The organism is Microbispora sp. CL1-1, assembly GCF_012034195.1.
GTDB lineage: Bacteria > Actinomycetota > Actinomycetes > Streptosporangiales > Streptosporangiaceae > Microbispora.
The window spans coordinates 168,789-181,392 of record NZ_JAATEK010000003.1; the positions used below are offsets into that span (position 1 = coordinate 168,789).

Genomic DNA, 12,604 nt, shown 5'->3' on the forward strand with positions numbered 1-12,604 from the left:
CCCTTTCTGATGGATGGCCCTGATGGGATATGGGCACTGATGAGATGCGCCCGGCTGGATGGGCCCTGGTGGATGGGCCGGGATGGTCAGGTGCGGCCGACGCGCCGTAGCGACCGGTCGACGAGGGTGCCGACCAGCAGCAGCGCCGAGACGCCCAGCAGAAGCAGGCTCAGCTCGTGCAGCCCGGTTGTGGTCGCGCCATCCCGGTAGAAGGTCGCGTTGGAGGCCGAGGCGCTCAGCGCGCCGAGATATCCGAACGTGCGGAGCAGCCCGGCTGAGGACCCCATGCGGGCCGGGTCGGCCTGCGCGTACAGCGCGTTCTGGTTGGCCAGCCCGTTGAGGCCCTGCGAGACGCCGACGAACGCGCCGGTCAGCGCCAGCAGCCATATCGGGCTGCCGGAGCCGGCCGTCAGCAGCGCGACACAGGCGGCGATCTGCGCCGCGGCGCCCACGGCGAGCTTGCCGCGCACCTCGGGGCGGCGGCCGGTGAGGGCGGTCACGGCGATGGCCGTCGCCGACATGGGCAGAAGCAGCAGCCCGGCGGCCGAGGGGCCGAGCGACCGGCTGTCCTGCAGCCACTGCGGGAAGCCGTACATGAAGGCGTAGGAGGTCGTGAAGGCCAGCCACTGCCTGCCGTAGGTGGCCAGCAGCGGCGGGTTGCCGCCCAGCACCCGCAGGTCGAGGAACGGCTGGGCGGTCCGCAGTTCCCGTACGGCGAAGCAGGTGCCGGCGATCACGACGACCACGAGCAGCCACCAGAGGTCCCACGCCGGGTTCATCAGGAACGTCATGAACGCCGTGAGCGTGCCGGCGAACAGCGCCATGCCGAGCACGTCCAGTCCCCCGCCGCGCCGGGCGGCCGAGGAGCCGCGGGGCAGCCGCCGCGCGCCGAGGACGAGGCAGGCGGCCGAGAGCGGCACGTTGACGGCGAAGATGAGATGCCAGCCGCCCGCTCCGATGAGCAGGCCGCCCAGGGTCGGCCCGATGACCACGATGACCTGGTTGGAGATCGACAGCGCCGCCAGGATGCCGCTGGGACTTCGCATGCCGGTGCGGTCGGCCTCGGCCCGCAGTAGAAACATCGAGGCGGGATAGGCGGCGGAGGTTCCGATCCCGAGCAGGACGCGGGACACGATCAGTACGCCGAGGGTGGGCGCGAGCACGCCGAGCAGCCCTGCGACGCCGACGAGTGCCGTGCCGGTCAGGTAGAGCGGCCGCGGGCCGAAGGTGTCCACCAGCCGCCCGATGACCGGCTGGCCGACCGCTGTGGCGAGGTAGAGCCCCGTCACCAGCCACGCCGTCTGCGCGGGCGAGGCGTGGAACCAGCGGCCGATCGGCACGAGTGCCACCGCCAGCATCGACGAGTTGATCGGGTTGAGGATCGAGCCCAGGATCATCGGGACGATCAGCCTGCGGTCGAAGCCGCCGGAGTCCGATCGGCGTCCCACCCGGAAGACGGCGGCAACGCGCGTCATGCCCGGACTCCGATCACGACGGTGCCCTGTTCACGAACGGCCCCGACCGCGACCTGCCCGGACCCTTCAGCCTCGGACACCGCCGACCCGGACACGACCGGCGCTGGCACAACCGCCCCGGCCACTTCCGGCCCGACCACGACGGTGCCCTGTTCACGAACGGCCCCGCCCACGACCGGCTTGAACACCGCCGACCCGGACACGACCGGCTTGAACACCGCTGGCGCGGATACCGCTGACCCGGCTACGACTGGGCCGGTCACGATTGAGCCACGGCGTCCAGCAGCGCCATCGCCTCGATGATCGTGCGCAGCTCCGCCTCGGTGCAGTGTGCCTGCAGCGCCCGTGCCAGCCACGCCTCACGCGCCCTCCGGTCGTCCAGGCGGCGCTCGCGTCCCGATTCGGTCAGCGTGACGAGCTGACGCCGGCCGTCCTCGGGATCGCGGTGGCGTTCGACCAGCCCGGCCCGTTCCAGTGCCTGGACGATCGCCGCCATCGACTGCGGCCTGACCCGCTCGGCCGCGGCCAGCTCACTGGCCGACGCCGGGCCGTGCTTGAACAGCCGCACCACCACGGAGACCTGTCCGGGGCTGAGGTCTCCCGCTGTGTCGAGCTCTCTCAGCCTGCGGACGAGCCGGCTGACCGCCACCCAGACGTCGCCGGCCGCCTGCGCCGCCGCCTCAGAGACGGCATCGCTCATGGCACACTCCCAAAGAAAGACAGTCCAGACTGTACACCCAAAACTGCGCAGTCCAGACTGATGATCAAAGGGCATGTGGATCGGCGGCGGCTCTCGCAGGGGCGGCAGCGCCACGGCCGCACCAGCGTCAGCGGCGAATCTCTACAAGCGGGATGTTCTGCTCGGCGGGGGTCAGCGAGCCGTGATACCCGATCAGGGAAGCCTCCACCGGCTCCCCGGCCGAGGCCACGATCACGCACTCGCCGTACGGCACGGCCACGACGTCGCCGATGCGGCCGAGCCACTCGCGCCGGACACTGCGGCCGAACCAGCCCGCCGAGACGGCCTCCTCGCGGGTGACCACCCAGGCCCGCCCGCGCAGGGCCTCCCGCCAGGTCTCCAGCACCGCGGAGGCCGCGCCCGGAGCGGTGTAGACGTGGCGGGCGCGGGCCTCCCCGCCCAGCATGAGCACGCCCTCCAGCAGATCGGGACGGAGATCCACGTCCACCTTGTCGGCAGCGTTGATCATGCCGTGGTCGGCCGTGACGTACAGCGCCGCGCCCGGCGGCAGCGCCTCGGCGATGCGCTCGGCCATGCGGTCCACGATGGCGAGCTGTTCGAGCCACTCGCGGCCGCCCCACCCGCTGACGTGCCCCGCGCGATCGACGTCGCCGTAATAGACGGTGACGAACGCGGTCTCGCGCAGCGCGTGCCGTACGGCCTCGACGCGCTCGTCCGGGCTCTCGGCGGCCCAGTAGCGCATGCCCCGGTAGACGGCGCGGGTGAGCCCGGTGCCGTCGAACGACGCGGGCGCCACGTAAACGGGCTCGACGCCTGCCGCCGCCATGCGTTGGTAGACGGTCGGCGCGGGCTGCCAGACGTTCGGGTCGATCGGCAGACCGGGGACCGTCCAGCGCAGGCAGTTGAACAACCGCCCCTCTCCCGGGACGGCCATCTGGATGCCGACCATGCCGTGCTCCCCGGGAGTGGCGCCGGTGCCCAGGGTGGTCAGGCTGGTCGTGGTCGAGGAGGGGAAGCCGGCCGTGAGCGTCCGGCGCAGATGGGCCGAGAGGAACGGCGCGGCACCGGGGTGCGCGGCCAGGAGCTCGGCCCCGAGACCGTCCACGAGGAACAGGCACACCCGGGAGGCCGGCTCGAGCGCCAGCGTGTTGCCGGTCGGCAGCCCGAGGGAGGCGAGCAGCGAGCCCGGCAGGTCGGCCAGGGAGGCCGTGCCGTACGCGGGCACGTACGGCACGGGCGCGACCGGCGACTCCATGGTGGGCTCCCCGGGCGGAGCCCCCGAGGGCTGGGGATCGATCACGTCACCTCCCCGTCGGCTCAAGGGGGACTCAAGGGGGAACGGTCAGGTGGTCGCCGCCTTGGCGGTGGCCTCCGACAGCGCCTTCGCGAACGTCAGCACGTGGGTGACGGCCTCGGGACCGTCGGCCGCCTCGCTGACCCGCAGGGACAGGTCGTCGGCCGTGATCGCGCCGGTGTAGCCGTGGTCGGCCTCGCAGTTCTCGTCGCCGCAGGTCGCCGGTTCGAGATCGACGTGGGAGATCGCGCCCCACCCGATCGTGAGCGTGACCTCCGTCGGGGGAACGCCCGGTGCGTACGCCGCGGGGTCGGGCACGACTCTGGTCACGGCGACCGACTGGATGCGGCTGAGCCTCACCGCCTCGGTCGTCGTGGAGGCGTGCGAGGCGGGCATGCCCTCGGCGGGCGGGTGCTCGTCGGTGTGGCACACCAGCAGCCGGGTGGGCGAAAGGACCAGGACCGTGACGTGCCTGCGCACCTCCATCGCCGGGTCGAACGTGGCCTCGTGATGCACGACGTACGCCGTGACCGGCTCGTTGCCGAGCGCGGAGTCGACGGCGTCGGCCACCAGATCCGGGTAGTAGCCGCTGCGATCTATGGCCTCGCGCAAGCCCGCGGCGGAGACTCGGGTTTCCCTCATGGGTCCATCCTGCCCTGTAAGGGACACCTGTTTCACACCCCGACGGGACGGGTTTTCCGCCCACGGCGTGACGCCGGGCCGATCGGCTCAGGCGTCGATCATCGCGCCGGTCAGCTCAGGCGACGGGGGCCGACGTCGGGGCGCAGCGCAGTGACGGGCCGCAGGACGGCCCGCGCCCCCAGCACGGCCACCCCGGACGCGCCTACGAGGACCTGGTCGAGGTCCATCCTGGCCACCTCGGGCAGGGCGTCGGCGAGCAGTCCCACCCGCACCAGCAGGTCCTCCAGCGCCTCCACGGCCACCGCCTGGTAGCCGTACTCGCCGAACAGCAACGGCGCGGCGCGGACCGACCGCACCAGCCCCGCCGCGTCCTCGGCGGTGAGCGGCGCGAGCCGGTACGCCTGGTCGCCGAGCAGCCGGGCGGTGACCTCGCCGAGGCCGAACGTGACGACCCCGCCGAAATAGCGGTCCTGGGTCACGCCGACGACCGTGGGCACCGAGGGCTGCGGCGCCATGCGCTGCACCGCGAGCGGCGTGCCCGGCCCGAGGAGCGCGGCGAGGTCGGCGTACGCCTGCCGGACCCCGGCGGGCTCGGTGAGGCCGATGCGGACGGTGCCGGCGCGGCGGGCGTCCTCCGGGTCGGCCGACTTGACCACCACGGGCCAGCCGATCCGCTCGGCGGCGGCGACGGCCTCCTCGGCGTCGGCGGCGACGTACGCGGGCCAGACCTCGATGCCGTAGCAGGCCAGCAGCGCGGTCGCGTCGATCTCCCGCTCCTCGACGGCCGCACCCCTGCCGACCGTCCCCTCACCGGCCGCACCCCTGCCGACCGCACCCTCGCCTGCCGCACCCCTGTCGACCGCACCCTCGCCTGCCGCACCACCCCCGCCGGATGCCTCACCGGCCGCGTCCTTGCCTGCCAGGGCGGCGGCGACGATCTCCCGCGCCGCGGCGGTGTCGATCCCCTCGACGGTCGGGACCGTGCCGGGCGGCTGCCTGCGCCACTGGGCGTACCGCACGACGTGTGCCAGCGCGCGAACCGCCTCCTCCGGGGCGGGGTACGACGGGATCGACCCGCGTTGGGGGGAGTCGTCGCCGGGGCCGTCCGTCACCCGCAGCTCGACCGGCATGCCCAGCGCGCCCTGGAAGGTCGCCAGCACCGGCTTGCCCGACTCCCGCGCGACCTCCAGCAGCGCCTCGGCCACCTCGCGGCAGTCTCCTGGGATGGGCGGCATGTAGATCGCGACGGCGGCGTCCACCTGCGGCAGGACGCTCCGCAGGGCCGCGGCGAACTCGGCGGCGCCGGCGCGGGCGCCGAGGTTCACCGGCACGCCCGGCTGCAGGCCGGCGTCCGCGCACGCCTCCTCCGCGAGCAGCGTGAGCGCGTCGGAGTTGCCGACCACCCCCACCCGCGGCCCGGCAGGCAGCGGCTGGTGCGCCAGGAGCTGGCCGACGTCGAAGAGCTGGACCAGGTCGTCCACCCGGATGACCCCGGCCTGCGCGAACAGCGAGCTCAGCGCGGTGTCGGGCAGCGCGAGCACGGGCGCGCGGTGCCCGCCGGGGACGCCGCGCGACTTGACCACCACGATCGGCTTCGAGCGGGAGATCCGCCGGGCCAGCCGGGTGAACTTGCGCGGGTTCCCGATGGACTCCAGGTAGAGCAGGATCACGTCGGTCGCCGGGTCCTCCTCCCAGTATTGGAGGAGGTCGTTGCCGGACACGTCGGCCCGGTTGCCCGCCGAGACGAACGTCGAGATGCCCATGCCGCGCTGCGCCACCCGTTGCAGCAGGGCGGTGCCGAGCGCGCCCGACTGGCTGAAGAACCCGACCCTCCCCCGCCCCGGCAGGGTCGCCGCGAGCGTCGCGTTGAGCCGTACGGCGGGGTCGGTGTTGGCGATGCCCAGGCAGTTGGGCCCGACCACCCGGATGCCGTACGCGCGGGCGATGCGGACCAGCTCCTCCTGGCGGGCCCGGCCCTCGGGCCCGGTCTCGCCGAATCCGGAGGAGACCACGACCAGGCCCTTCACGCCCTTCTCCGCGCACTCCTCGACCAGTTCGAGCACGCCCTCGGCGGGGACCGCCAGCACCGCGAGGTCCACCTCGCCGTCGATGGCCGACACGCTGCGGTAGGCCCGCACGCCGGCCACGGCCCGTACGTGCCGGTGGACGGGGTAGACGGGGCCGGTGAAGTCGGCGGCGAGCAGGTTGCGCAGGACCGTCTGGCCGATCCCGCCCGGCTCGCGGCTCGCACCGATGACCGCGACCGACTCGGGCGTCAGCAGGCGGGCGATCGAGCGTGCCTCGGCGCGGTGCTCGCGGGCGAGCCGGACCTCCAGCGCGGTCTCGGTGCTGGACAGGTCGAGCGTCATGCGCACGACGCCGTCCTCGAACTGGCTCTGCGCCGTGTAGCCGGCCTGGCGGAACAGGCCCATCATCCGGTGGTTGCCCGGCAGCACGTCGGCGATGAAGGTCTTGATCCCGCGCTCGCGGGCGGCGGCCCGCAGGTGCTCCATCAGCACCGCGGCCACGCCCCTGCCCTGGTGGGCGTCCTCTACCAGGAAGGCCACCTCGGCGTGGTCGCGCGGCTGCACCCGGTCATACCGTACGACCGCGACCATCTCGGTGCCGATCGTGGCGATGAGGGCGACCCGGTTGTCGTAGTCGACGTTGGTGAACCAGACCACGTCCTTGTCGGTCAGGCGGGGGCGCGGCCCGAAGTACCGGAAGTAGATGGACTCCGCGGACAGGCGCGAGTAGAACGAGCGCAGCATGTCGGCGTCGTCCGGCCTGATCGGGCGGACGTGAGCGGTGCCGCCGTCGGACAGCACGACGTCCGCCTCCCAGTGGGCGGGGTACTGAGGGTGCACGCAATCGAGGCTAGCCGCGTCCGGCTTCGCCTGGATTGAGACATTCCTTACGACTCACCGATCCGCTTTCCGGATTCGCCTATAAGGGATCTACCAGCCCTGACGTGGCAAGTTGGGCAACGCTTGTGCATCGACTGTGCCCGTCTGTCCGCTCTCCACCCCACGACGCCCCTGGAAGCTGTTAGGTTTCTGGACGTCAGCCTCACAGCACGGAGAGGACGCCACCCCTCCATGGGCATGGCTCACCTCCACAAGCAGTTGGCAAGGTGGTGACATCATGACGCGGGTCGTCGTGGTGGGCGATCTCATGACGGACGCGGTCGCTCGCGCGAAATTCCCTCTTGCCAGGGCGAGCGACACCCCGGCCGTCGTGACCATGCACGGTGGCGGCTCCGGCGCCAACATCGCCTCCTGGCTCGCCGTGGAGGGCTCGGAGGTCGCCTTCATCGGCCGCCGCGGCGCCGACATCACGGGCCGCAACCGCGACATGGAGCTCATGGGCTACGGCGTGGACGCCCGCCTCGTCATGGACCCCGAGCGGCCGACCGGCACCTGCGTCGTGCTCGTCACCCACAAGGGCGAGCGGACCATGCTGTCCGACCCCGGCGCCAACGCCGCGCTGTCCCCCGAGGACCTGCCGCGCGACCTGTTCGGCGGCGGCGGCCACCTGCACATGTCGGGCTACACGCTGATCAACGAGGGCTCGCGCGACGCCGGCCTCGCCGCGCTCGACATGGCCCGGCGGTCCGGCATGTCGATCTCGGTGGACTGCGCCTCCTCCGCCCCGCTGGAGCGGACCGGCGCCGAACCCTTCCTCGAGTGGACCGACGGCGCGAAGCTGCTGTTCGCCAACACCGACCAGGCCAAGGTGCTCACCGGCAGGGACGACCCCGCCGCGGCGGCCAAGGTGCTGACCGCCTGGTTCCCCCAGGTCGTGATCAAGCTCAACGCCGAGGGCTCGCTCTGGTTCTCCAACAACCGTCCCGAGCCGGTCCGGGCGCCCGCCGAGGTCGTCGACCGGATCGTGGACGGCACGGGCGCCGGTGACGCCTTCACCGCCGGTTTCCTGCCGGTCTGGCTGGACGGCAAGCCGGCCGCCGAGGCGCTGGCGGCGGGCAACGCCCTCGCCGCCAAGTGCATCTCCAACCTCGGCGCCCGCCCCCGCCTCTGACCCCGTCTCTGACGTCGGCTCTAAAGGGCGCTGTTCTGTAGGGCCTTCTTCGTGAGGCCCGTGTTTCAGAGGCCCTGTTCTGCAGGGCGCGGTTCGTACGGGAGCAGGCTCAGAACGGGCTTCGCGCGGCCACGGCCGGCCGCGCGGGCCGCAGGCGCAGCAGCGGCACGAAGGCCAGCAGGAGCAGGGCCGCGCCCAGCGGGATCAGGTCCTTGCTCACCAGCGGGAGCACGGCCTGCACGAGCACCAGCACCGCGCTCCACCACGGCACCCGCCGCCCCGCGGCGAGCCGGGCCACCAGCACGACCATGCCGACGTAGAACAGCAACGGGACGACGGTGTACACGACCGGCTCGACGCCCGGGATCGCCTTGACGGCCTCGAAGCGCGGCCCCATCGCGTCATGATCGGCGGACAGGAAGCCGACCACCAGGTCGATCGTGAACTGCGCGGCCAGCGCCAGCGCCCCGATGAGCCCTGCGGCGTATCCCGCCGTGGCCACCACGCCGCCACCGGCCATCGCCCGGAGCCGCCCGAAGATCTGCACGAAGAGCACCAACGCGGCCAGGAAGCACAGGTGCCCCACGGTCCAGGCCAGGCCGGGCCCGCGGCTCCCGTCGAGTCCGTCGGCGATGCGGGCGACGCCGTACGCGCCGACCAGGACCGGAGCCACAACAAGTGATTTCATGGCGACAAGTCTGTTGATCAAACCCGGCCCCGGGATGAGGTGACCACCCTGACCTCGCCCTGACCCGCCCCCGAGCGCAGCCCCTAGTGCGGCCCCTAGTGCGGCCCCGAGCGCAGGTCCGGAGCCCGGCCCAGTCCCGGCTCACTGCCCCTGCCCGTCAGGGACGCCCCGGTCGTGGCCGGGGGGGTGCCCGGTCCGGGGCCGCTGAGACGGGTCAGTTGGTGACGGCCAGGGCAAGCGGCAGCACGGCGGGCGCCCCGGCGTGCCTGACCTGGGCGGCGGCCATGGCCATCGTCCATCCGCTGTCCACGCGGTCGTCCACCAGCAGCACCGGCCCGCCCGCCGCCGCGATCCTCGCGGCCACGTCACGCGGCATCGCGAGCGTCCCCCGGATGGCCGTCACCCGCTGGGCGCTGTTGTGCCGGGCGGCCGGCGACCCGTCGCGATAACCGAGCGTCCCGAGATATTCCAGCCGGCCCACCTGGGCGAGCCGCTCGGCGAGCGACCCGACCAGCGCCGGCCGCGAACCCGACGGCATCGCGACCACCGCGACCGGACGCCGCTCCCATCCCCACGACTTCAGCACCTCGATCACGGCCGCGAACACGTCGTCGGGGACGGGCCCGTCGCCCGCCGCGAACAGGTCGCGCAGGCGGGTGCCCCAACCGATGTCGGTCAGACGGCCGAGCGCGCGGCCGGGCTCGGCGCACAGCTCGGGCTTGATCCGCCCCTTCAGGTCCGGCAGGCCGGTGGGCCACTGGCGGCGCGGCTCGATCTCGACGCCGGGACGCGCGAGCCGCTGCTGGGCGGCCCGGACGGCGTCATCCGGCACCTCGGCGGACCTGTGGGCGCCGGTGCAGTTGTCACACCTGCCGCACGGAGTCGCCGACTCGTCGTCGAGGTGGCGGCGCAGGAACTGCTCCCGGCATTCGGTGGTCGTGATGTAGCCGAGCATGGCCTCCTGCTCCGCGCGGCGCTCGGCGGCCACCCGGGCGTAACGCTCGGCGTCGTAGCTCCACGGCTCGCCGGTGGCCTCCCAGCCGCCCTTGACCCGGCGTACGGCGCCGTCCACGTCGAGCACCTTGAGCATCATCTCCAGGCGGCTCCGGCTGAGGTCGACCCGCGTCTCCAGCGCGGCGGTGGACAGCACTCCCCCCTCGGACAGCGCGTCGAGCGTCGCCCTGACCACTCCCTCGGGAGGGAAGGCGAGCGACGCGAAATAGGCCCAGATCTCCCGGTCCTCGGGGCCGGGCAGCAGGATGACCTCGGCCCGCTCCACGCCGCGCCCGGCACGGCCCACCTGCTGGTAGTACGCCACGGGCGAGGCCGGCGCGCCCACATGGATGACGAAGCCCAGGTCGGGCTTGTCGAAGCCCATCCCCAGCGCCGACGTCGCGACCAGCGCCTTGACCCGGTTGCCGAGCAGGTCCTCCTCGGCCGCCAGCCGGTCGGCCGGCTCGGTCTGCCCGGTGTACGCGGCGACGGTGTGGCCCTGCTCGCGCAGGTACGCGGCGATCTCCTGGGCCGCGGCGACGGTCAGCGTGTAGACGATGCCGGAGCCCGGCAGCTCGTGCAGCGTCCTGGCCAGCCAGGCGAGCCGCTGGTCCGCTCCGCCGAGCCGTACGACGCTGAGGTGGAGGCTCTCGCGCTCCAGGGGGCCGCGCAGGACGAACACCTCGCCGCCGGGCAGCTCGTCCCACTCCTGGGTGACGGCGAGCTGCTCGGCCACGTCGCGGGTGACCCGGGCGTTCGCCGTGGCCGTCGTGGCCAGCACGGGGATGCCCGGCGGCAGCTCGGCCAGCAGAGTGCGGAGCCTGCGATAGTCGGGCCGGAAGTCGTGGCCCCAGTCGGAGATGCAGTGGGCCTCGTCGATCACCAGGAGCCCCGCGCTGCCGGCCAGCTCGGGCAGCACGTTGTCGCGGAAGTCGGGGTTGTTCAGCCGCTCGGGGCTGACCAGCAGCACGTCGACCGCGCCCTCGGCGACCTGGCCGTAGACCTTCTCCCACTCTTCGGGGTTGGCCGAGTTGATCGTCTCGGCGTGGATGCCGGCCCGCTCGGCGGCGGCGATCTGGTTGCGCATCAGCGCCAGGAGCGGGGAGACGATGACCGTGGGGCCCTCGCCGAGCTCGCGCAGCAGCGCGGTCGCGATGAAGTAGACGGCCGACTTTCCCCAGCCGGTGCGCTGCACGACCAGCGCCCGCCTGCGGTCCATGACCAGGGCCTTGATGGCGGCCCACTGGTCGTCGCGCAGCCGCGCCTGATCGCCGGCGAGCGCCCGCAGCCGGGCCTCGGCCTCTTCCCGCAGCGTCACCTCTTCTTCGCTCACCCGCCCATTGGTACCAGGTCCCGCCGACCGTTTCCGCCGTGATCGCGGGAGGCGAGGCGGGAAACTAACCGCGTTCTGCGGGCGCGCCGCTTCCGGCGTCCTCGTCCGCGAAGCACAGGGGCAGCCGCAGGCCGAGCTGCGAATAGATCTCGAGCTGGTCGTAGTAGCAGCGCTGGCTCAGGATGAGGCCGTCCTCCAGATGCCAGAACCAGGAGACGCGTACGCTGATGCGCCGGCCGGTCGGGGCGAGAAGATCGCCCCCGACGACCAGATAGGGCCCGGTGTGCGTGCCTGCCGCTGTCATCTCCGTCGCGACCGCGTCCGCGAGTGTGATCGTCTCCCATCGGGTGAAGTGCAGGTCGGGAAAGCCCTCCCACATCTGCAGCATGTAGGACCCGATCTCCCCGGGCTCCCCCGCCTCCATCTCCGGTCCGATCACCACCGCGCCCGGCGCATAGCACCGCAACACCGCCTGCAGGTCGTGCGCGTTCATCGCGTCGAGCATCCGGTCAACGACGTCGTACACCGCGGGAGCACCTCCATTCTCTCGGGGGGAGGAACCAAAGAAGCAGCTATAACTGGATAAACAGTACATATACGCCCATTTGCCCCATCAGCTGGAGTGAGGCGCGGGCGTCACCTCCGGCCCCGGACGGGGGCGAGGCCCGGCGGCCGCATCCGGCCCCGGACGGGCGTCGTGGTTGGATGAGTCCCGCTATGGACGTGACCACCTGGTATCTCGAACAGACCAGCCCCGCAGACCTGCGGCCGGGACGGACCCCCGCGATCCCCGCGCAGGTCGTCCGCGCCGAGGTCCCCAGCCCCGAGTTCAGCCGCTTCCTCTACACGGCCGTGGGCGGCGACTGGCAGTGGACCAACCGGCTGCCGTGGACCTGGAAGCAGTGGAGGGACTGGCTCGACCGGCCGGGCGTCGAGACCTGGGTGGCCTGGGTGCGCGGCACCCCCGCCGGGTACGCCGAGCTGGTGGCCCAGGACGACGCCACGGTCGAGATCACCAACTTCGGGCTCCTGCCGTACGCGATCGGGCAGGGCCTCGGCGGGTGGCTGCTGGGCGAGGCCACGGCCCGAGCCTGGGACCTCGCCGGGCGCTGGCCTGAGCGGGAGGCCACCCGGCGGGTGTGGGTGCACACCTGCTCCCTCGACGGGCCCGCGGCGCTGGCGAACTACAAGGCCCGGGGCTTCCGGATCTACGACGAGAAGCTGAACGCGCCCGGCGACGAGGACGAGGGCGAGACGCCCGGTCCCTGGCCCGGCGCCGGCCCCCGCGACTGACCCGTCCAGGACCGGTCCGGGACCGGTCCGAAACCGGGAAGGGCTGTCCCGTCGGGGAAGCCGGACGGCGGGCACGAGCCCGGCAGTATGGTGGTGAGTCGCGAACAGGGTGAACTCTCGGCAGAATGTTCGATGCCCACTATTGATG

General features: G+C 72.7%; 11 protein-coding genes. 2 read left to right on the forward strand and 9 right to left on the reverse strand.

Features of this window, described 5'->3' with window-relative positions; translation table 11 throughout:
* Positions 1-86: 86 nt before the first annotated feature.
* The 6 genes from HCK04_RS05080 to HCK04_RS05105 all read right to left on the reverse strand — a co-directional run bounded on the left by HCK04_RS05080 (position 87) and on the right by HCK04_RS05105 (position 6,978).
* On the reverse strand, positions 87-1,475 hold the full coding sequence (locus HCK04_RS05080; RefSeq protein WP_205829870.1) for an MFS transporter: 1,389 nt from the start codon (positions 1,473-1,475) through the stop codon (positions 87-89).
* A complete protein-coding gene (locus tag HCK04_RS05085) occupies positions 1,472-1,693 on the reverse strand; it encodes a hypothetical protein (RefSeq protein WP_142645702.1) in 222 nt (73 codons plus the stop codon). The genes HCK04_RS05080 and HCK04_RS05085 overlap by 4 nt, the downstream gene beginning before the upstream one ends.
* Positions 1,694-1,734: 41 nt before the next feature.
* Positions 1,735-2,175, reverse strand: coding sequence for a MarR family transcriptional regulator (locus HCK04_RS05090; RefSeq protein WP_142645703.1), 441 nt, complete (start codon positions 2,173-2,175; stop codon positions 1,735-1,737).
* 127 nt (positions 2,176-2,302) lie between these two features.
* Entirely contained in the window at positions 2,303-3,430 is a 1,128-nt protein-coding gene (locus HCK04_RS05095; RefSeq protein ID WP_142645867.1) for a nucleotide pyrophosphatase/phosphodiesterase family protein, read from the reverse strand.
* Between the two features lie 87 nt (positions 3,431-3,517).
* A complete protein-coding gene (locus HCK04_RS05100; RefSeq protein ID WP_142645704.1) occupies positions 3,518-4,111 on the reverse strand; it encodes a DUF5998 family protein in 594 nt (197 codons plus the stop codon).
* A 110-nt stretch (positions 4,112-4,221) separates the two neighbouring features.
* Positions 4,222-6,978, reverse strand: coding sequence for a bifunctional GNAT family N-acetyltransferase/acetate--CoA ligase family protein (locus HCK04_RS05105; RefSeq protein WP_142645705.1), 2,757 nt, complete (start codon positions 6,976-6,978; stop codon positions 4,222-4,224).
* A 277-nt stretch (positions 6,979-7,255) separates the two neighbouring features.
* On the opposite strand from HCK04_RS05105, the gene HCK04_RS05110 reads away from it, so the two are divergent.
* Positions 7,256-8,149 (forward strand): sugar kinase, encoded by an 894-nt coding sequence (locus tag HCK04_RS05110; protein WP_142645706.1) that lies wholly within the window; start codon positions 7,256-7,258, stop codon positions 8,147-8,149.
* 109 nt (positions 8,150-8,258) lie between these two features.
* On the opposite strand, the gene HCK04_RS05115 is transcribed toward HCK04_RS05110, so the two are convergent.
* The 3 genes from HCK04_RS05115 to HCK04_RS05125 all read right to left on the reverse strand — a co-directional run bounded on the left by HCK04_RS05115 (position 8,259) and on the right by HCK04_RS05125 (position 11,689).
* Positions 8,259-8,837 carry a hypothetical protein gene (locus HCK04_RS05115; protein WP_142645707.1) on the reverse strand — a complete coding sequence of 193 codons (579 nt, stop codon included), beginning with the start codon at positions 8,835-8,837 and terminating at the stop codon, positions 8,259-8,261.
* A 214-nt stretch (positions 8,838-9,051) separates the two neighbouring features.
* Positions 9,052-11,163, reverse strand: coding sequence for a RecQ family ATP-dependent DNA helicase (locus HCK04_RS05120; protein ID WP_221889865.1), 2,112 nt, complete (start codon positions 11,161-11,163; stop codon positions 9,052-9,054).
* A 64-nt stretch (positions 11,164-11,227) separates the two neighbouring features.
* The gene (locus HCK04_RS05125) at positions 11,228-11,689 is read right to left on the reverse strand and encodes a nuclear transport factor 2 family protein (RefSeq protein WP_168065661.1); all 462 of its coding nucleotides are present in this window, start codon (positions 11,687-11,689) and stop codon (positions 11,228-11,230) included.
* Positions 11,690-11,880: 191 nt separating this feature from the next.
* Here HCK04_RS05125 and HCK04_RS05130 point away from each other — a divergent pair, with 191 nt between their 5' ends.
* A complete protein-coding gene (locus tag HCK04_RS05130) occupies positions 11,881-12,456 on the forward strand; it encodes a GNAT family N-acetyltransferase (RefSeq protein ID WP_185948920.1) in 576 nt (191 codons plus the stop codon).
* The last annotated feature ends 148 nt before the right edge of the window (positions 12,457-12,604 follow it).